Annotated in this window: 16 protein-coding genes, 1 tRNA gene and 1 riboswitch; of the genes, 10 read left to right on the top strand and 7 right to left on the bottom strand. The window is 74.3% G+C overall.

Annotation, left to right across the window (positions count from 1 at the left end; all coding sequences use genetic code 11):
• Positions 1 to 59 precede the first annotated feature (59 nt).
• The 3 genes from RM445_RS14715 (at position 60) to RM445_RS14725 (ending at position 2324) form a co-directional block, all read left to right on the top strand.
• Positions 60 to 578 carry a hypothetical protein gene (locus tag RM445_RS14715; protein WP_311556808.1) on the top strand — a complete coding sequence of 173 codons (519 nt, stop codon included), beginning with the start codon at positions 60 to 62 and terminating at the stop codon, positions 576 to 578.
• 30 nt (positions 579 to 608) lie between these two features.
• Positions 609 to 704 (top strand) — tRNA-Sec (locus RM445_RS14720).
• A gap of 87 nt (positions 705 to 791) precedes the next feature.
• On the top strand, positions 792 to 2324 hold the full coding sequence (locus RM445_RS14725; RefSeq protein ID WP_311556809.1) for a cation:proton antiporter: 1533 nt from the start codon (positions 792 to 794) through the stop codon (positions 2322 to 2324).
• A gap of 5 nt (positions 2325 to 2329) precedes the next feature.
• On the opposite strand, the gene RM445_RS14730 is transcribed toward RM445_RS14725, so the two are convergent.
• Positions 2330 to 2890: a DUF1697 domain-containing protein gene (locus RM445_RS14730; RefSeq protein WP_311556810.1), complete on the bottom strand. Its 561-nt coding sequence runs from the start codon at positions 2888 to 2890 to the stop codon at positions 2330 to 2332.
• A 171-nt stretch (positions 2891 to 3061) separates the two neighbouring features.
• Here RM445_RS14730 and glgX point away from each other — a divergent pair, with 171 nt between their 5' ends.
• Positions 3062 to 5179, top strand: a complete 2118-nt coding sequence (gene glgX, locus RM445_RS14735) for a glycogen debranching protein GlgX (RefSeq protein WP_311556904.1) — start codon at positions 3062 to 3064, stop codon at positions 5177 to 5179.
• A gap of 15 nt (positions 5180 to 5194) precedes the next feature.
• On the opposite strand, the gene RM445_RS14740 is transcribed toward glgX, so the two are convergent.
• Together RM445_RS14740 and RM445_RS14745 are read right to left on the bottom strand one after the other, a co-directional pair.
• Complete coding sequence (locus RM445_RS14740; protein ID WP_311556811.1) at positions 5195 to 6763, bottom strand: FAD-dependent monooxygenase; 1569 nt, start codon at positions 6761 to 6763, stop codon at positions 5195 to 5197.
• Positions 6764 to 6807: 44 nt separating this feature from the next.
• Complete coding sequence (locus tag RM445_RS14745; RefSeq protein ID WP_311556812.1) at positions 6808 to 9660, bottom strand: ATP-binding protein; 2853 nt, start codon at positions 9658 to 9660, stop codon at positions 6808 to 6810.
• Positions 9661 to 9818: 158 nt separating this feature from the next.
• Between RM445_RS14745 and RM445_RS14750 the strand changes: the two genes are divergently transcribed.
• Together RM445_RS14750 and RM445_RS14755 are read left to right on the top strand one after the other, a co-directional pair.
• Positions 9819 to 10538 carry a DUF3159 domain-containing protein gene (locus RM445_RS14750; protein ID WP_311556813.1) on the top strand — a complete coding sequence of 240 codons (720 nt, stop codon included), beginning with the start codon at positions 9819 to 9821 and terminating at the stop codon, positions 10536 to 10538.
• A gap of 79 nt (positions 10539 to 10617) precedes the next feature.
• Positions 10618 to 11847 (top strand): hypothetical protein, encoded by a 1230-nt coding sequence (locus RM445_RS14755; RefSeq protein WP_311556814.1) that lies wholly within the window; start codon positions 10618 to 10620, stop codon positions 11845 to 11847.
• A gap of 79 nt (positions 11848 to 11926) precedes the next feature.
• Here RM445_RS14755 and thiE read toward each other — a convergent pair whose 3' ends face one another.
• Positions 11927 to 12595 (bottom strand): thiamine phosphate synthase, encoded by a 669-nt coding sequence (thiE, locus tag RM445_RS14760; protein ID WP_311556815.1) that lies wholly within the window; start codon positions 12593 to 12595, stop codon positions 11927 to 11929.
• Positions 12596 to 12757: 162 nt separating this feature from the next.
• Positions 12758 to 12865: riboswitch (TPP riboswitch) on the top strand.
• Here thiE and thiO point away from each other — a divergent pair.
• The 3 genes from thiO (at position 12854) to thiG (ending at position 15060) form a co-directional block, all read left to right on the top strand.
• Positions 12854 to 13996: a glycine oxidase ThiO gene (thiO, locus tag RM445_RS14765; RefSeq protein ID WP_311556816.1), complete on the top strand. Its 1143-nt coding sequence runs from the start codon at positions 12854 to 12856 to the stop codon at positions 13994 to 13996. Its footprint overlaps the riboswitch before it by 12 nt.
• A gap of 3 nt (positions 13997 to 13999) precedes the next feature.
• On the top strand, positions 14000 to 14200 hold the full coding sequence (thiS, locus tag RM445_RS14770; RefSeq protein ID WP_311556817.1) for a sulfur carrier protein ThiS: 201 nt from the start codon (positions 14000 to 14002) through the stop codon (positions 14198 to 14200).
• A 20-nt stretch (positions 14201 to 14220) separates the two neighbouring features.
• Positions 14221 to 15060, top strand: coding sequence for a thiazole synthase (thiG, locus tag RM445_RS14775; RefSeq protein WP_311556818.1), 840 nt, complete (start codon positions 14221 to 14223; stop codon positions 15058 to 15060).
• A 122-nt stretch (positions 15061 to 15182) separates the two neighbouring features.
• Here thiG and RM445_RS14780 read toward each other — a convergent pair whose 3' ends face one another.
• Positions 15183 to 17078, bottom strand: a complete 1896-nt coding sequence (locus tag RM445_RS14780) for an MDR family MFS transporter (protein ID WP_311556819.1) — start codon at positions 17076 to 17078, stop codon at positions 15183 to 15185.
• Positions 17075 to 17554: a MarR family winged helix-turn-helix transcriptional regulator gene (locus RM445_RS14785; protein WP_311556820.1), complete on the bottom strand. Its 480-nt coding sequence runs from the start codon at positions 17552 to 17554 to the stop codon at positions 17075 to 17077. The genes RM445_RS14780 and RM445_RS14785 overlap by 4 nt, the downstream gene beginning before the upstream one ends.
• A 166-nt stretch (positions 17555 to 17720) precedes the next feature.
• Here RM445_RS14785 and RM445_RS14790 point away from each other — a divergent pair, with 166 nt between their 5' ends.
• On the top strand, positions 17721 to 18632 hold the full coding sequence (locus tag RM445_RS14790) for a Gmad2 immunoglobulin-like domain-containing protein (protein WP_311556821.1): 912 nt from the start codon (positions 17721 to 17723) through the stop codon (positions 18630 to 18632).
• On the opposite strand, the gene RM445_RS14795 is transcribed toward RM445_RS14790, so the two are convergent.
• On the bottom strand, positions 18622 to 19230 hold the full coding sequence (locus RM445_RS14795; protein WP_311556822.1) for a hypothetical protein: 609 nt from the start codon (positions 19228 to 19230) through the stop codon (positions 18622 to 18624). The two genes, RM445_RS14790 and RM445_RS14795, sit on opposite strands and share 11 nt — an antisense overlap.
• Between the last annotated feature and the right edge of the window lie 21 nt (positions 19231 to 19251).

Here is a 19251-nt window from a genome sequence, read left to right on the forward strand (position 1 = left end):
TCCCCACGGGCCAGCTCCCCGGCCCGGCTCCCCGACAGTCCCCCACCGGAGGTCCCCCGATGACCCCCCTCCGTTCCCGCCTGCCCGTGTTCGCCGCGGTCTCCGCGGCGCTCGTCGTCGGCCTGACCGCCTGCAGTGGCGGCGGCACCGACGGCTACGGACCCGCCCCCGCGCCCGCGGACACGGCGGCGGCCACGCCGCAGGTCGGCACGATCCTCAGCGCCAACAGCACGGCACAGCTCGGCACGGTCGTCGTCGACGGCCAAGGGTTCACGCTGTACCGGTTCGACAAGGACAGCGCGAAGCCGCCGACGTCGAATTGTGCCGACGACTGCGCCCAGAAGTGGCCGCCCGTGCTCGCCACGCCCGGCACCCCGCTCACCGTCGAGGGCGTCGCGCAGGAGGCGGTCGGCACGATCAACCGCTCGGACGGGACGATCCAGCTGACGCTGAACGGCTGGCCCGTCTACCGCTACAGCGGCGACCCGCAGCCGGGCGCGACCGCCGGCCAGGGTGTCGGAGGCGGCGAGTGGGCCGCGGTCACCCCGGAAGGTTCGAAGGCGGCCGCCAACAGCTGACACGGGGCCGAAGGGCAGAATGGCGGCCAGGGAGGCGTCTGGGTGTCTGGTGGCCCCCGCGGTCTTCAAAACCGACGTGGCCGAGGATCTCGGTCAGGCGGGTTCGATTCCCGTCCGCCTCCGCCAACCCGTGTCTCGTGATCGGGATGAATCGGACACATCCGGCATGGTTGCCGCTAAGGTAAAGGGAGGGTCAAGAACGGAGGCCCCCCGATGCACGTCGCGGAGACCCTCGTCGCCCTCGGTGGCGCCTTCCTCGTCTGCGGCCTGCTCGCCCGTGCCGGCGTCCGGATCGGGCTGCCCACCATTCCGCTGTTCATGCTCGCCGGCATCGTGTTCGGCCCGCACACCCCCGGCCTCGCGCTGGTCGACGACCCGGCGGATCTCGAGCTCGTCGCCCGCCTCGGCCTGGTGTTCCTGCTGTTCTACCTCGGCCTGGAGTTCTCGCTCGGCCAGCTCCTCGCGGGCGGCCTGCGCCTGCTCACCGCGTCCGGGATCTACCTGGCGCTGAACGTCGGCGGCGGTCTGGCACTGGGCTTCGCCCTGGGCTGGGGTGTCCGCGAGGCGCTGGTGGTGGCCGGAGTCGTCGGGATCTCGTCGTCGGCGATCGTCACCAAGCTGCTGGTCGACCTGGGGCGCCTGGGCAACCGGGAGACGCGGGTGATCCTCGGGATCATCGTGATCGAGGACGTGTTCCTCGCCCTCTACCTGGCGTTGCTGCAGCCGGTGCTGGGGAACTCCGACGGCGCGCTCGACGCCGTCCTGGGCATCGTGTCGGCATTCGGCTTCCTGCTCGCGCTGGCGATGGTGGCGCGCTACGGAGCGCACATCGTGGGCAAGCTCGTCGACACGCGCGACGAGGAGATCGTCGTGGTCGTGTTCGTCGGGCTGGCGATCCTCACGGCGGGCGTGGCCGAGCAACTCGGCGTCTCGGATGCGATCGGCGCGTTCATGGTCGGGCTCATCCTCGGCGCGACCTCGCGGGCGGACCGCCTGCGGACGATGACGCACCCGCTGCGCAACGCCTTCGCCGCGATCTTCTTCTTCACCTTCGGGCTGAGCATCGAGCCGGGCGACGTGCTCGGGGTGGCGCCGCAGATCGCCGTCGCCGTGCTCGTCACTGTCGTCCTCTGCCTCGTGGCGGGCGGAGTCGCGGCGCGGTTGCACCGCTACGGCCGGGTCGCCGCCGCCAACATCGGGTTGACCGTCCTCAGCCGCGGCGAGTTCTCGCTGATTCTGGCGTCGCTCGCGCTCGCGAGCGGGCTCGACGCCCGGCTGGGTTCCTTCACCGCGGGCTACGTGCTGGTCCTCGCCGTCGTCGGGCCGCTCGCGGTCTCGATGTCGGAGCGGCTCGCCCGCCACGTGCCGCGGCGCTGGTTCCCCGGTCCGCCGGCGCCTCCACCGGAGCGCGACGGTGCCCGTCGGCCGGCGGACGAGCTCGAGATGGACGTCGGCGCGGCGTCGCTGGAGCGGCTCGGCGCGGACCTGCTGCACGTCCGGGTCTCGGAGGGCTCGCAGCTGCACGGCGTGCACGTCGCGGAGCTGCGGCTGCCACGGCAGTCGACCCTCGGCATGGTCGTCCGCCGGGGTACCGCGACCCCGCCGGCCCCGGACACCCGGCTGGTGGAGGGCGACGTGCTGGTCGTCTTCGCGCCGCCGGAGCATCGGTTGGCGACGGAACGGCGGCTCCGCGCCGTCCACCGCAGCGGCCGCCTCGCCCGCTGGCGCGGCGACCACGGGTTCTAGAGGGACTAGGAGCCCTCGCACATCGTGAGCAGCTTCGTGACCGTCGCCCAGTTGCGCGCGGTGCCCTCGGCCGGGCCGCGGGGGCGGCTGAGCGCCTTGGCCAGCTCGCTGCGGCCGAAGCCGTCGGGGGTGTGCAGGTACACCGTCCGTCCGACGATCTGCACCTCGTCACGCCCGATCTTCTCGCCGAGCTTGTCCCGGACCTGCGCGAGGTGCTCCTGGGCCGCACCGCCCGCCGGCGCGGTCAGGAAGATCGCGTGCAGCCGCTTGGGGTCCGGCTCGTCGGGATACGGATTGTCGGCGACGGTGCGGGCCAGCTCCGCGCTCGTCAGCACGACCACGCGGCAGGTGACCCCGAGCTCGTCCGCGATCGCCTTCTCGAGGTCGTCGGCGAGGGCGGTGTCCTTCGCCGACCCGGAGGCGGTGAACACCACGTTGCCGCTCTGGATGTAGGTGACGACGTCGGTGTGCCCGAGCCCCTCGACGACCGTGCGCAGCGCCGGCATCGCGACGCGCTTGTGCGGGCCGAGGTTGATCCCTCGCAACAGGGCGACGTGGGTGGGCACCGGCGCATTGTCGCGCCGATAGGCTGCCGCACGGCGCGCGGTGCCGCTGGCCGGCAGCCGCACACCACCTGGGCCGGGTGCACCCGTCCGAGTTGTCCTGGTCGGGCCGGGACAGTAACAACGTTGCACAACGGCGCGCGACCCCGCGGGCCCTGATGGCGGGAGAACGTTCTGGAGATCTGGCCCGGAGCGCCCTACCCGCTCGGCGCGTCCTACGACGGTGGCGGCACGAACTTCGCGATCTTCTCGGAGGCTGCCCAGCGCGTCGAGCTGTGCCTGTTCGACGACGAGGGCAACGAGACCCGCCTCGACCTGCCCGAGCGCGAAGCCCTGGTCTGGCACGGCTACGTGCCGCGGATCGTTCCCGGGCAGCGCTACGGCTTCCGCGTGCACGGCCCGTACGACCCCGCCCGCGGGCACCGGTGCAACCCGGCCAAGCTGCTGCTCGACCCGTACGCCAAGGCGATCGACGGGCGGATCGACTGGAACGAGGCGCTGTACTCCTACCGGTTCAGCGACCACAACGCGTTCAATGACGACGACTCGGCGCCCTACGCGCAGCGCTCGGTGGTCATCAACCCGTTCTTCGACTGGGCCAACGACCGGCCGCTGCGCATTCCGTACCACGAGACCGTCATCTACGAGGCGCACGTCCGCGCCATGACGATGCGCCATCCCGGCATCCCGGCGGACATCCGTGGCACCTACATGGGCCTGGTGCACCCGGTGATGATCGACCATTTCAAGAATCTGGGCGTCACCGCCGTCGAACTGATGCCGGTGCACCAGTTCGCGCACGACCACGTGCTGGCCGACCGCGGACTGAGGAACTACTGGGGCTACAACACCATCGGCTTCTTCGCCCCGCACAACGACTACGCCTCGTTCGGCACCCAGGGCCAGCAGGTCCAGGAATTCAAGTCGATGGTCAAGCAGTTCCACCGCGCCGGCATCGAGGTCATTCTCGACGTCGTCTACAACCACACGGCCGAGGGCAACCACCAGGGCCCGACGCTGTCGTTCCGCGGCATCGACAACGCCGGCTACTACCGGCTCGTGCCGCACGACCCGTACTTCTACTACGACACCACCGGCACCGGGAACAGCTTCAACGTGCGCCAGCACGAGTCGCTGCGGCTGATCATGGACTCGCTGCGGTACTGGGTCCTCGAGATGCACGTCGACGGGTTCCGGTTCGACCTGGCTGCGGCGCTGGCACGGGAGTTCCACTCGGTGGACCGGCTGGCCGCGTTCTTCGACCTGGTCAACCAGGACCCGGTGGTGAGCCAGGTCAAGCTCATCGCCGAGCCGTGGGACGTCGGCGAGGGCGGCTACCAGGTGGGCGGGTTCCCGGCCCTCTGGACGGAGTGGAACGGCAAGTACCGCGACACCGTCCGCGACTTCTGGCGCGGCGAGCCGGCCGGGCTGGGTGAGTTCGCCTCGCGCTTCACCGGCAGCAGCGACCTGTACGAGAAGGACAACCGGCGGCCGATCGCGTCGATCAACTTCGTGACGGCGCACGACGGGTTCACGCTGCACGACCTCGTCTCGTACAACGACAAGCACAACCACGCCAACGGCGAGGACAACCGTGACGGGGAGAGCCACAACCGCTCGTGGAACCACGGCGTCGAGGGCCCCAGTGAAGACGGGGACGTCCACGCGCTGCGCGAACGGCAGAAGCGCAACTTCATCGCGACCCTGCTGCTCAGCCAGGGCGTGCCGATGCTGTCGCACGGCGACGAGCTGAGCCGCACCCAGAACGGCAACAACAACGTCTACTGCCAGGACAACGAGACGAGCTGGATCGACTGGAAGGCCGCGCGCGAGTACTCGGTGCTCACCGAGTTCACCGGCGAGGTCGCGAAACTGCGCGCGCGGCATCCGGTGTTCCGCAGGCGCCGGTTCTTCCAGGGCCGCCCGATCCAGGGCAGCAACATCGACGACATCGTGTGGCTGCGGCCTGACGGCGAGCCGATGACCGGGCACGACTGGAACTCCGGCTACGCGCGCACGCTCGCCGTCTTCCTGAACGGGGAGGGCATCCCGGAACGCGACCCGCTCGGGGCGCGGGTCGTCGACGACTCGTTCCTGCTCCTGTTCAACGCCCACCACCAGTCGGTGACCTTCACGTTGCCCGGCGAGGCCTATGGCCGCATGTGGCAGGTCGTCGTCGACACCGCGGACCCGCTCCTGGCGCGCGCGGCGCGCAAGGAGCGCGAGGCCAAGCCGGGCGGGCGGCTGCGGATCCTGTCGCGGTCCCTGCTGGTGATGCAGCGCCGGTACTGAACCTCGGGCTGGTGGTCAGCCGGCGAGTGCGGCCGCGACGGTGCGGTGGCCGAGCGCGGTGGCCACCGCGGCCGTCAGGGCTGCCGCACGGTCTGCGCAGGCGCCGTCGTGCCGCCAGGCGACGCGCCCGTCGGGCCGCACCAGCACCGCGGACCCGGCGCGGAGCCCGTAGCGCGGGCCGAGACCGCGGCCGTGCACGTCGCGCCCCTCGACGAGCACCCGCAACGGCACGCCCGTGACCACGGTGGCGGCCCGGGCCCACGGCTCGCCGTCCGCTCCGGTGAGCAGCGTGAGGCTGCCGTCGAACAGATCGAGGATCGACCGCTGCCTGCCGTCGTGCCGGACCCAGGCGTGCGGCGCGCGCTCGCCGGGCCGGGCGGCGAGGTCGATCCGCAGGTCCGGGGCTGTGGCGCTGCCGGCGATCACCGCGGAGCGGTGCGTGTGGCCGAGGCTGCTCGCCAGTCCGTCGGTCGGCCGGTCTTCCACGTCCAGCGAGCGCGCCGCGGCCTCCAGCCCGACGGGGCCGCGCTCGGCGTCGTGGCTCGCGAGCAGTTCCTCCCCGGCCAGGCCGCGCGCCGCCCACGCGAGCTTCCAACCCAGCTCGTGGCCGTCGTGCACGGCGGTGTTCAGGCCGATCCCACCCACCGGTGTCGTCCGGTGCGCGGCGTCGCCGACGAGGAACGCGGGACCGGCGCGGAAGCTCGTGGCGACCTCGGCGGCCAGCGTGAACCGCTGCACGTCGAGGACCTCCGGGGTCAGGTCGGAGCGCCCGGTCGCCGCCCGCAGCGTCGGCGTCCAGTCGTCGGGGATCGCCGCCGGGGCGCCGTCGAAGGCGAGGCGCACGTAGGTCCAGCGGCCCACACCCATCGGGGCCAGCGCCGCGGGATGTGGCTCGTCGACGAAGGTGAGCACCCGGGGCAGGCCGGACAGCAGCGGCGCGTCCGGCCGGAACAGCACCTGGACGGCGTGGGCCCACGTGCCGAGGTGCCGGGTACCGATACCGAGTGCGGTGCGGACGGTGCTGCGCGTGCCGTCCGCACCGACGACGTACCGGGCGTGCACCCGTGCCCCGGTGCCGAGGTCGTGCCCGGAGTGGAGTCGGTGCCCGAGGTGGAGGTGGGCACAGACGCCGTCGGGCCGGACGCGCAGGTCGACGAGCGGGGTCGAGAAGCGGATCTCCCCGCCCGCTGCGCGCACGGCGTCGACGAGGACCGGTTCGAGCAGGTCCTGCGGGCAGGCCAGCGGCAACGCCGGGCTGACGTCGAGGATCTCGCGCAGCGACGGGTAGCCGCCTACCCGGCCGCTCGAGCGCGGCGGCTCGGCCAGCGTGGTCCCCGACGCGGCTTCGGGGACGACGTGGAGGCGGCGTGCGCGGACGTCGCGGGCGACTCCCCAGGTGCGCAGGATCTCCATCGTGCGCACGTTGACGCCGGTGGCGCGGGGCAGGCCGGAGGTGCCGGGGCGTCGGTCGACGACGAGGACGCGGGCACCGTGGCGGGCCGCGGACAGGGCGGTGGCGAGGCCGCCGGGACCGGCGCCGACGACCAGGACGTCGGCCACGGTGAGGGCAGAGGCGGTGGACATGCAGGAAGAGTCGCCGAGCAGGGGCCGTCGGAGATCCGTGTCGCCTACCGAGGTTCGTGGGCCCAGGTACGCAACCGGATCCGTGACGGGAGGCCGGTCTTGGCCAGCAGGCTCGCGACGTGGGTGTCGACCGTGCGCGGCGACAGGAACAGCCGCTCGGCGACCTGGGCGTTGGTCAGGCCCTCCGCGACCAGACCGAGCACCTCGGCCTCGCGCGCCGTGATCCCGCGGGCGCGCAGCCGGGGCGGCACGGATCCGCCCGCACGACCGCGCGGGGCCGGAGCCCCGGCACGGCGGAGCAGGTCACGGCAGATGCGGGCGAGCGCGACGTCGCCGGCCTGCTCGTGGACGGCGAGGTCGGCGCGGAGCAGGGGCACCGGGTCGCCCCAGCCGTCGGTGACGGCGCAGTCGAGCACCACCGTGTGCAGCAATCGCCGCCACCAGGGCAGCCCCGCGAGCGCCTCCTCGCCGTCGGCGAACGACAAGACGGCCTCCGCGCGCCGCCCGGCGCGGCCGTGCGCGACGGCGTCGGCCCAGGCGAAGGCGCCGCGGTTGCCCGGCACCTGGACGACGGCGTGGGTGCGCTTGGCCCAGCCGCTCTCCTGGTCGAGCGCGGCGTGAACCAGGGCCGTGGCGCCCACGTAGGGCAGCGGTGGCACGACCGCGGTGCGTTCCATCAGCTCGCGCGCACCGATCTCCAGCTCGTCGGCCGCGCGGGGGAGGTCGTGCTCCACGAGGGCGACGACGATGCGCAGTACCTGGTCCAGGCGTGGGCCGCTGCCGCCCTGTGCGGCGATGCCGTCGGCGCGCCTGCGCGCCGCGGACGGCGTGGTGGTGCCGGCGACGAGCTGAGCGGCGGCGTCGAGCATCTCGAGTATCGCCTCGACACTGAAGGCACGCTGGGGGAGCCGGAGCACGCGCGTGAGGTCGAGGGCGGCGCGGGCGACCGGCAGCGCCGCGGACGGCCCGTCGACCCACCAGATGTAGTCGGCGCGGACGTAGTCGATCGCGGCGACCTGCCCGAGCATCCCGGCGTCCAGCGCCAGCTCCCTGGCCTCCGACAGCAGCGTGGTGTCGTGGTTGCGGAGCAGACGCATCATCGCGAGCTGGAACAGCGCGGTGGCGCGCCAGGGGACGAGGCCGTGCTCGCCCGCGACCTGGGCGGCCCGCTGCGCGAGGGCCTCGGTGACGTCGAGGTCGGTGCCCCACGCCAGGCGTCCCGCGACGCCGAGCGCCTCGCAGAGCGCGGCGACGGCCTGCTGTTCGGCGGCACTGTGGTCGCCCGCCCCGCGGGCCTCGTCGGCGACCTCCTCGGCCCGGGCGATCGCGGCCGCGGCCAACTCGCCGGCGTCGGTGGCCCGGCCCGCACCGAACGCGGCGTCGGCGCGCAGGACCAGCGAGCGGGGATCCCCGGGCCGCCCCGCGCGCGCGACGAAGGCCTCCGCGCCGGCCCACGCACCGGCCGTGATCGCGGTGCGGGCGAGCTGCAGGCACAGGTCGGCGTGGGCGTCGCCGCGCACCGTGTCGAGCTCGGCCGACCCCAGCGCGAGCGCGTCGGCAGCTCGGCCGACGAGGGTCAGCACCGTGACCCGCTCGGCGGTGACTGCGGGGGCGAGCCGGCTACCGCTCGCGGCGTCGGCCGCGGTGGCCAGCAGGTGCTCGGCACTGCGCAACGCGCCGCGGCCCGCGTCCCGGCGGGCCAGCTGCAGCAGCAGCGTCACTGCCGCGTCCGTCTCGCCCGACTCGACGTACAGCTCGGCGGCCCGCAGTTCGTCGTCCGGGCCGGCGCGGTCGGCGAGCACCCGGGCCACCCGCCCGGCCAGTGCCGCCCGCTCCGGCGGCAGCAGGACCGCGAGCACGGCGTCGCGGGTGAGTGCGTGCGGCCAGCGCAGTGTCGGCCCGTCGGCCACCAGGAGCGCCTGCCCGACCGCGGCGCGCAGGGCACGGAGCACCTCCTGTTCCGAGGCCCCCGTGGTGGGTGCGAGCAGCCGCCAGTCGAGCTCGGGACCGCACACGGCCGCGGCGTGCAGGATCTCCTGGGCTGCTTCGGGCAATGCCGCGAGCCGGCCGGCGACCAGCGCCGCCAGCGTGGGCGGGACCGCCGATCCGGGGGCGGCGAGGAGTTCCTCGACCGCGAACGGCAGCCCGTCGGACCGGAGCATCAGCTGCTCGGCCTCCTCGTCGGTGACCGGCCGGCCGTCGCGGCACGCCGCGGCGAGCGCCGCCACGTCTCGACCGCCCAGCCGGGCGAGGTGCAGGGTGATCGTCCCGGGCGCGGCCGCGAGACGGCGGGCGGCGTGCGCCGGGGCGTCGTCGCGTGCGGAGCAGGCCAGCAGGACGGGGGAGCCCGCGGCGGCGCTCGCGAGGTGCTCGACGAGCGCGAGGGTGTCGTCGTCGGCCCAGTGCAGGTCCTCGAGGCGCAGTACGCAGCCGGGCGCGTCGCCGAGCGCGAGGCGCAGCAGCCGCAGCAGACCCTCGGCGAGGACGACCACGGGATCCACGCTGATCTGCGGGTCGATCCCGGCGTCGGGCTCGGCCCAGCTGGGCAGCAGCCGGGCGAGCGCGGCGCGGTAGGGGCGCAACGTGGGGTCGTGGGCGCGCGCGGGGTCGTCGAGGAGACCGATCACGGCTCCGGCGACGGCCCGGAAGGTCCCGCCACCCTGCACCGCCCGCCCGGACAGCACGGGCAGCCCGCGCTCGGCGGCGCGCGCGGCGACGTCGTCGAGCAGGCGCGTCTTCCCGATCCCGGCCTCGCCGGCGACGAGCAGCGCGCCGCCGCGACCGGCGGCGACCGCGTCGACGAGCCCCCGCGCGGTCGCGAGCTCGGCGGCCCGACCGACGAGGACCGGGCTACGCGGTACGCGCCCGCGGACGGTCGTGCCGGCGGCGGCGTCCACGACTTCAGTACAGCGCCTCCCGAACACGCTTGGAAGTGCGGCTACCACCACGACCTGCGTGCGCACGGACGCAGAACTCGAGTTGGCGGCAGGGGACGTGGCGGTGGTCATCACGTCCGGTGCCTGCATCCGTCGTAGGCATAGGGCACCCTTGGTTCATGTCCTCGCGGCGCCCCGACCCGGCGCCCCCGGGTGCCGGGCCGTCTCTGGGGGAGATCCTCGGCGGCCGCGGCGGCGCCCTCGACGCCTCGGCCGCGCCCGCGGCGTTCGTGGCGGGGTTCGGGATCGCGCAGGCGGCGGGCAGCCCGTCGGCCCTGCTGTGGGGCGGTGGCGCCGCGCTCGGGGTCGGGGTCGTCGTGTGTGCGATCCGGCTCGCCCGCGGCAGGCGGCCCGCCGCGGGGCTGGCCGGGCTGCTCGGGGTGGCGGTCGCGGTGCTCGTCGCCCTCTACACCGGGCGGGCGGTCGACTTCTTCCTGCTGCAGATCGTCTCCAACGCCGCGAGCGCCCTGGCCTGGTCGGTGTCGATCGCCGTGCGCTGGCCGCTGCTCGGCCTGGTCGTCGGGGCCGCGCTGGGCCAGCGGACGCGCTGGCGCCGCGATCCGGACCTGCTGCGCGGCTACCGGCGCGCGAGCTGGGTCTGGGTGGGGCAGTACCTGCTGCGGCTCGCCGTCTTCATCCCGCTCTACCTCGCCGGCGCCGTCTACGCGCTCGGGATCGCCCGGGTCGCACTGACGTGGCCGCTGGTGATGGCGTGCATCGCGCTGTCGTGGCCGGTGCTGCGGCGCGCGCTCCCGCCGGGGCATCCCGGGCTGCTCCACCCCCGGGCCGCCTCGACCGGTGAGGGACCGCCGTACAGTGGGTCCGGTCACGAAGCGTGATCATCTGGATCGGGCCGGGAGGTACGGACGTTCCAGGAAGGAAGAGCTGAAGACCTCACCCAGGAACGTGCAAGGAGCCATGCCCCAGCAGCCACCGCCGCAGAACCCGCAGCCGGACAGGCCGACACCGCCGCCCACGCCCACGCCCACTTCCGAGTCCACGGGAGCGAACCCGCAGTCGACTGGGCGCTCGACCCCACCCGGCGGTACGTCGGGACCCTGGGGATACGGGCCGCAGAACGGTTACACCGCGGGCCCGCCGCCGGCGAACGGCCGGGCGACCGCACCCGGCGGCTACGGACCTGCGGCGGCTCCGGGCGCAGCGGCACGCGGCTCCGGCTACCCGCCTCCGGCCCCGGGCTACGGCCCGGGTGCGCCGCCGCCGGGCTATCCGGCGGGCTATCAGCCCGGCGCGCCGCGGCCGACCCAGGCGTTCGCCCCTCCGGCAGCCACGCCCGCCGGCAGCACGGCTGCGACGGCGACAGCCGCCACCAAGGCCGAGCAGAAGCAGCGCGACCTCACCGTCAACAAGGTCATCGCCGGTGCCGGCGCCGCGGCCACCAGCGCCGTGCTGGGATCGTTCTTCGGGGCGATGGGCACGGTCACCGGCGCGGCGCTGGGATCGGTGTTCAGCGCCATCGTGACCTCGGCGATGCAGCACTCGCTGGACAAGACGCGCGACACGGTGAAGGCCCGCATCAAGATCCCCGGCGGGGGCACGGTGAAGGTGGAGAGCACGACCGAGGTGCCCGCTCCGAGTGCCGCCGGCGACAGTCCTTCGACCCGGGTGTTCGTCACGCCCGGTGACCAGCCGACCCAGGTCATCTCGGCCGTACCCGCAATCGACGCCGGGCCGCCGAAGTCGCGGCGGCGCCTGCTGCTGATGGCCGGTTTCACCGTCGTGGTGTTCGCGATCGGCATGCTGGCGATCACCGGCATCGAGCTGGTCAAGGGCTCACCGCTGAACACGAGCAGCTCGACCTCGCAGCGCTCGGGGACGTCGCTCGGTTCGGTGCTCGGCGACTCGCGGGGTGCGGGCACGGAGACCTCGTCGGAGAAGGCGACGACGTCGGAGACCGAGTCCGCGGATCCGACGACGGAGGCGACCAGCACGGAGGAGCCGACGGAGGAAGACGGCAGCGGCGGGTTGGGCACGGGCTTCGGCGCCGACGAGGACGCGCCGACGACGACGCGCGCCACCCGCGTGACGCCGACCCCCACCCCGGAACCGCAGGGTGGTGCGGACACCGGGAGCGACCAGGGGAGCCAGGGCGACGGCGGGGCAGCCGCGCCCGACGACCAGCAGTAACCAGTCACGCGGAACGTGAGCGAGGGTGGCTTCCCGTACGTCGGAAGCCACCCTCGCCGCGTCTGGGTCGACGGAGACGTCAGGTGCGCAGCCGGGCGGCCAGCGCCGCGGCCGCTACGCGCGGGTCGTCCGCCTCGGTGATCGCCCGCACGACGACCACCCGCTCGGCCCCCGCCGCCAGCACCTCGCCGAGCCGGTCGCCGTCGATCCCGCCGATCGCGAACCACGGCCGCGCAGGCGCCCGGCCCGCCACGGTGCGCACCAGGTCCAGTCCCGGGGCGGGCCGGCCCGGCTTCGTCGGGGTCGGCCAGCAGGGGCCGGCGCAGAAGTAGTCGACGCCCGGTTCGTCGGCGGCAGCGGCGGTCTCGGCGGCGCTGTGCGCGGAGCGCCCGATGATCACCTCGTCGCCGACCACCTTCCGCGCCCACTCCACCGGCAGGTCGTCCTGGCCGAGGTGCAGCACGTCCGCGCCCGAGGCCAGCGCGACGTCGGCGCGGTCGTTCACGGCGAGCAGCGCGCCGTGCCGGGCGCAGGCCTGCGCCAACACCTCCAGCGCCGCCAGCTCGTCGCGCGCCTCCAATGGCCCGTCGGGGCCCTTCTCGCGGAGCTGGATGATGTCGACGCCGCCGGCGAGCGCCGCGTCGGCGAACTCGGCGAGATCGCCGCGTCGGCGGCGGGCGTCGGTGCAGAGGTAGAGCCGCGCGTCGGCGAGGCGGGAACGCAGGGAGTCGGCGTCGAGTCCGGGCACGACGGTCGAGGCTAGTCGCCGGGCCGCTCGGCCGGTCGTGCGCCGCGTCACGGAGTCAGCATGGTGGCTTTGCTGCGGTCGGAGTGCAGCAAAGCCACCATGCTGCAATCCCCCCGCCCCGCGCGCAGGGCCCGCGGACGCCCACTGGCGTAGGGTGCTCTACAGGTGACGCACGGGAGCCCCGACCGGGGGCTGAGAGGGGATCAGCCGATCCCGACCGTCGAACCTGATCCGGGTCATGCCGGCGCAGGGAGCGCGATGAGAGAGCAGAACGCAGAGTTGCTGGTGCTGGGCGCCGGCGTCATCGGCCTGAGCTGTGCCTGGCGGGCCGCGCAGCAGGGTCTGCGCGTCACGGTCCTCGACCCGGCGCCCGCGTCCGGGGCCTCGTGGGTCGCCGGCGGCATGCTCGCCCCCGTCACCGAGGCCTGGCCCGGCGAGGAGGAGCTGCTGGCGCTCGGCGTCGAGTCGGTCGGCCGCTGGCCCGCCTTCGCCGCGGAGCTCACCGAAGCCGCCGGACGCCCCGCCGGGCTGCGCACGGACGGTACTGTCGTCGCCGCCACCGGCTCGGGTGACCGCGCCGAGCTGGACGCCGTGGCGGCGCACCTCGCCCGGCTGGGGCGCCCGGTCGAGCGGCTGACCGGGCGGGAGCTCCGCAGACTGGAGCCCGGGCTCGGGCCGGAGGTGCGCGGCGGGTTGTCCGTGCCCGACGATCTCGCCGTCGACAACCGGCTCCTGCTCGCGGCGCTGCGGGCGGCCGGCGAGCGGGCAGGGGTGGTGTTCGCCGCGACCGGTGCGGCCGGCGTGCTCGACGACGGCGCGCGCGTGGTCGGCGTGCGGGGGACGGACGGCACCGAGTGGGCGGCGCCCACGGTCCTCGTGGCTGCGGGCGCCCACTCGGCCGAGCTGCATCCGGCGCTGCACGGGCTGGTCCGGCCGGTGAAGGGTGAGATCCTGCGGCTGGCGCTGCGGCCCGGTGCCTTCCCGATGCCGCGGCGCACGGTCCGCGCGCTGGTCGACGGGCGGCCCGTCTACCTCGTGCCCCGCGCCGACGAGCTCGTGGTCGGCGCCACCCAGACCGAGGTCGGCTTCGACACCACGGTCACCGTCGGCGGGATCCGCGACCTGCTGCGCGACGCCGAGCGCATCCTCCCCGGGATCGCCGAGTACGCCCTCGTCGAGTCGGCGGCCGGGCTCCGACCGGGCAGCCCGGACAACCTGCCGCTGATCGGCAGGCTCGGGCCCGAGGGTCTGCTGGTCGCCACCGGCCACCACCGCAACGGGATGCTGCTCGCCCCGGTCACCGCGGACGCCGTCGCGGCCCTGCTGCGTGGCGAGCCCGTGCCCGGCCCGGTCGGTGTCGCCGACCCCGCCCGCTTCGTACCGGCAGCTCCGAGGAGGTAGCGCGTGGTCGTCTGGATCAACGGGGAACGGCGCGAGTTCGCGCCGGACGCGCGGGTGCTCGATGCGCTCGGCGCACTGGGCCTGCCACAGAAGGGGGTGGCCGTGGCGGTGGACGGCGAGGTCGTGCCGAAGGCGCAGTGGGCGGGCACGGCGCTCGTCGACGGCGCGCGCGTGGAGGTCCTGACCGCGGTGCAGGGAGGTTAGCCAGAATGAGATCAGGTGCGATGACGATCACCGAGCAGACAGGCCAGGGCAGGGTCCAGGACACTGTGCACGGCGTTCCTGTGCAGGAAGAGGTGGGGGCCGAGCCGGACGTGCTGGTCGTAGCCGGTCGCCCGATCGCCTCGCGGCTCATCATGGGCACCGGTGGCGCGGCGAACCTGGAGATCCTCGAGCGGGCCCTGATCGCGTCCGGCACGGCGCTGACGACCGTGGCGATGCGCCGCGTGGACGCCGCGACCGGCACAGGCGTGCTCGAGCTGCTGAACCGCCTCGAGATCGAGGTGCTGCCGAACACCGCGGGCTGCCGGACGGCGGCCGAGGCGGTGCTCACGGCCCGGCTCGCCCGTGAGGCGCTGGAGACCGACCTGGTCAAGCTCGAGGTGGTCGCGGACGAACGCACGCTGCTGCCCGACCCGATCGAGTTGCTGGACGCGGCGGAGCAACTCGTCGACGACGGGTTCACCGTGCTGCCCTACACGAACGACGACCCGGTGCTGGCCCGGAAGCTGGAGCAGGTGGGGTGCGCGGCCGTGATGCCCCTGGGCGCGCCGATCGGCACCGGGCTGGGCATCCGCAACCCGCACAACATCGCCATGATCGTCGAGCAGGCGGGCGTCCCTGTGGTGCTCGACGCCGGGATCGGCACCGCGTCCGAGGCGGCTCAGGCGATGGAGCTGGGCTGCGACGCCGTTCTGCTGGCCACGGCGGTGACCCGCGCGGGCGACCCGGAGCTCATGGCGCGGGCGATGCGGCTCGCGGTGGAGGCGGGGCGGGCAGCCCGGGGCGCGGGCCGGATCCCGAAGCGGTACTGGGCGCAGGCGTCGTCGCCCGACCTGGACTGAACGCAGGCATACGTACGAGCGGCCCGCTCGTCGCAACCTATCCGACGAACGGGCCGCTCGTTCTTCCACCGCGCTGACGGCCGCCCTGCACACCCCCCGGGCGCTACGGCCGTCGTTACCGGTCACCCCCGGGAGGCGACCCCGTCGGTCACCCGCCGCGCGAGCAGACCGTCGATCTGCTGCTGGCCGAACCCGGCCGCGCGCAGCCGGTCCACCGACGAGGCCAGCCGGCCGCGGGCATCGGCCAGGTCGTTCGCGGCGCGCTCGACCTCGTCGAGGGCGATGAGCGCCTCCTGCGACCGGGGCTGTGCGGTGTCATGCACCCCGGCGCCGTCGGCCCCGGAGTCGGCGGGCGCGGCGTGGCGCGGGTGGTGGCCGTCGTCGGTAGGCGCCTCGATCTCCGTCGAGGCCGTGGCGACGGGGGTGGCGACGGGGGTGGCGACGGGGGTGGCCACGGGGGCGGCTTCGGGCGTCCGCCCGACCGTCGTCCGCAGCGGGACCTCCTTGATGAACACCACGGCCACCAGCGTGAGGATCGAGCCGATCGCGGCGATCAGGAACACCCGCCCGATGGCGTCACCGTAGGCCGCGCGCACCGCGACCGCCGCGGCGCCGTCGAGCTGCCCCAGGTCCGACGTGCCGGACGACGCTCCCGACGCCGGCACGCCCAGCAGCGAGCTCACCCGGTGGCTGAGCACGATCCCCAGCACCGTCACACCGATCGTGCCGCCCATCGACCGCAGGAACGCCACGAGCGAGCTGGCCGAGCCGACCTCGGTGACGTCGACCGTGTTCTGCACGGCCAGAACAAGGTTCTGCATCGACATGCCGACGCCCAGGCCGAGCACGCCCAGGTAGACGCCCAGGAGCGGGATCGACGTGGTGTGGTCCATGGTCGAGAGCAGGAAGAGCCCCGTCGTGGTCAGGATCGCCCCGGCCACCAGGAAGCCCTTCCACCGCCCGTACCGGCTGATCAGCTGGCCCGACACCGTCGAGGCGATCATCAGACCGCCGACCAGCGGCAGCGTCAGCAGACCCGCCTCGGTCGGCGCGTAGCCGCGGGCGACCTGGTAGTACTGCCCGAGGAACACCGAGCCGCCGAACATCACCAGGCCGAGCACGATGCTGCCGAGCACCGAGAGGACGACGGTGCGGTTGCGGAACAGCTCCATCGGCACCACCGGCTCCGGCACGCGCAGCTCCACGGTCACGGCCGCGACCAGCGCCGCGATCCCGAGACCGGCCAGCGTCAGCGAGGTCGCCGAGCCCCACGCGAACTGCGCGCCGGCGAGCGAGATCCAGATCAGCAGGGTGGACACGCCACCGGCGATCAGCGCGGCGCCGAGGTAGTCGAGCTTCACCTCGCGCTTGACGGTCGGGATGTGCAGCGTGCGCTGCAGCACCACCAGCGCGATCACGCCGATCGGGACACCCACGTAGAAGCACCAGCGCCAGCCCAGCCACGACGTGTCGACGAGCAGGCCGCCGATCAACGGGCCGGAGACGGTCGCGGTGGCGAGCACGGCGCCGAGGTAGCCGGAGTAGCGGCCGCGTTCGCGCGGCGGGATCAGCGCGGCGATGACGACCTGGGCGAGCGCCTGCAGACCACCTGCGCCGATGCCCTGCACGGCCCGCCAGCCGATGAGCCAGCCCATCGACTGCGCCAGCCCGGCCATCGCCGAGCTCACCACGAAGATCACGATCGCGATCTGGACGAGCAGCTTCTTGTCGAACAGGTCGGAGAGCTTGCCCCAGATCGGGGTGGACGCCGTGGTGGTCAGCAGGGTCGCCGTGACCACCCACGTGTACTGGGTCTGCGACCCGTGCAGCTCGCCGATGATCGTCGGCAGCGCGTTCGACACGATCGTGGCGGAGAGGATCGAGACGAACATGGCGAGCAGGAGGCCGCTGAGCGCCTCCAGCACCTCGCGCTTGCTCCGCGGTGCCTCCTCGACTCCGGCCGAGGCCGGCGCCGGGGCGGAGACCCGGGCCGGGCGGTCGGCGGTGGTGGCGATCATGACAGTGCCTTCTCGTGGGTGGGGTTCAGGGTCGAGCGGTGGTCGAGCTCGTCGGCGAGGGCCCGGACCAGGCGGGTCGCGCTGCGGACGTCGTCGTCCGCGTACGGGTCGAGGGCGTCGTGCAGCCACCGGCGCCGGGTGTCGGCCGCCTCGGTGAGCAGTTCGCGCCCGGCCGGGGTGAGCCGGACGAGGCCGGCGCGGCGGTCCGCGGGATCGGGGCGGCGGACGACGTACCCCCGCGCCTCCAGCTCGCCGACCTGCCGGCTGACGACCGACTGGCAGACACCGCGGCGGGCGGCGAGCTCGCCGAGGCGCAGCTCGCCGTCCCCGAGGAGGAGCGCCAGCTCGAGAACGGGGACGGTGCTGGCCACCGGGTGCCGCAGCGCGTGCCGGTAGGCACGCACGAGGGCGACGACGGCGTCGCCGAGCGCGTCCGCGGTGTCCTCCGCGGTAGTGCGCTCCTCAACTAGATGCATAGTGCAACCATACTCCTTGAAGCTTGCTGTGTACAAGCAACTTGTTTCCCCCTGCAGTGATTCCCCACACCTCGTCGGGGGGCATGACCGGATCGCCCGGCCGGGTGCGGCGCGTCCGTCGCCGACCTCCGCCGGGTCGGGCACCCTGCACGGGGAGGTGGTCGCGATGGCAGCGCTGCGCGGGACCAGACGGGGAGTCCGGGTCGGGACGGCACTCGGTTGTGCACTCGGAGCCGTGCTGCTGGCCGGCTGCACCGCGTCGACGGTCGGGACCGGAGCTCCGGCTGTTCCGCCCGACGCTCCGTCGGCTCCGTCCGCGACGGCGACCGCGACCCCGCCCACGGCGCCGGAGGAGGCAGTGGTGGGGCGGGCGGTACCGCTCTACTACGTCACCGACACTCCGGCCGGTGCTCGGCTCGCCCGCGAGTTCCGCCGGACGCCTGCCGACATCGACGCCGGAACCGCCGCGCTCACGGCCCTGTTCGCCGCCCCGACGGGCACGGTGCCGGAGCACCGCAACACCTGGCCCGCCGGCACCGCGCTCGCGGCACCGGTCACGCACACCGACGGCGTCGTCACCGTCGACCTCACCACCGAGGCCACCGACGCGGTGCCGGCCGATCCCATCGTCGCCGTCCAGCAGCTCGTCTACACCGTCACCGGTGCGTTGGGCACGGCGGATCCGGTGCAGGTGCTCGTCGGCGGCAAGCAGGTTCCGCGTCTGTGGCGCGACGGCGTCGACACCTCGCGCCCCGTTGGGCGGGCCGATCCCCTGGGCGTACGGGTCCTGGTCGGGATCGACGACCCGACGGAGGGGGCGACCGTGCGCTCCCCGGTGCGGGTGGCGGGGGAGGCGGCGGTGTTCGAGGCGACCGTGCTGTGGGAGGTCCGCCGCGACGGCGCGGTCGTGCGGTCCGGCGTGACGTCGACGGCGGAGGGCCAGCGGTTCGCCCCCTACGCGTTCTCCGTCGAGCTGCCGCCGGGGGACTACGAGATCCGCGTGGCCGAGGACGACCCGTCGGGCGGCGCAGGACGCCCGGTCATGACCGACGCCCGCCGGGTGGTCGTCACCTCCTGACCGACCGCGGACGCAGTCCGAGCGCGTCGAGCTCGAGGGCGGCGAGCCCGGCCACCGCCGCCGGGTCACCGTGGCGCCACGCCGCTCCGGGCTCGGGTGTCACCCGGAGCAGCTGCCGGGTCGAGCGGCGGGTCAGTGCCTGCAGGGCGAGCAGGTCGGGGTCGGCCGAGCGCGCGGTCCGCGCGGAGGCGGCGGCGCGCATCCACCGCACCCGCAGCGTCAGCCACACCGCGACGACCGGGATCACCCCGAGCAGCACGACGGCAGCCGCGACGGCCATCGCCACGCTGGCGGTGGTGGCCGCGATCTCCCGCCCGGACGACGCCAACGAGTCGCCCGCCGTGCCGCCGCTGCCGAGCGCGCGGGCCAGGTCGTCGCCGACGAAGGGCACGCCCGACGCGGTGGTGGCGGCGTTGTCGAAGGCGCCGCGGATCGCGTCGCCCGCCCCGGTCAGCCGCCGCGCCGGGGTCTGGAGCTGGAGTATGAGGTCCCGTGCGACCTGCGCGGACTGCACGACGAAGACGACCCAGGCGATCACCGCGACGTCGGCGACCAGCTGCGTCAGTGCACGGCCGGGGCGCTCGGCGTAGATCCGCATGCGGCCGGAGCCTAGGGCGCC

It is taken from the genome of Pseudonocardia charpentierae (genome assembly GCF_031845345.1).
GTDB classification, from domain to species: Bacteria; Actinomycetota; Actinomycetes; order Mycobacteriales; family Pseudonocardiaceae; genus Pseudonocardia; species Pseudonocardia charpentierae.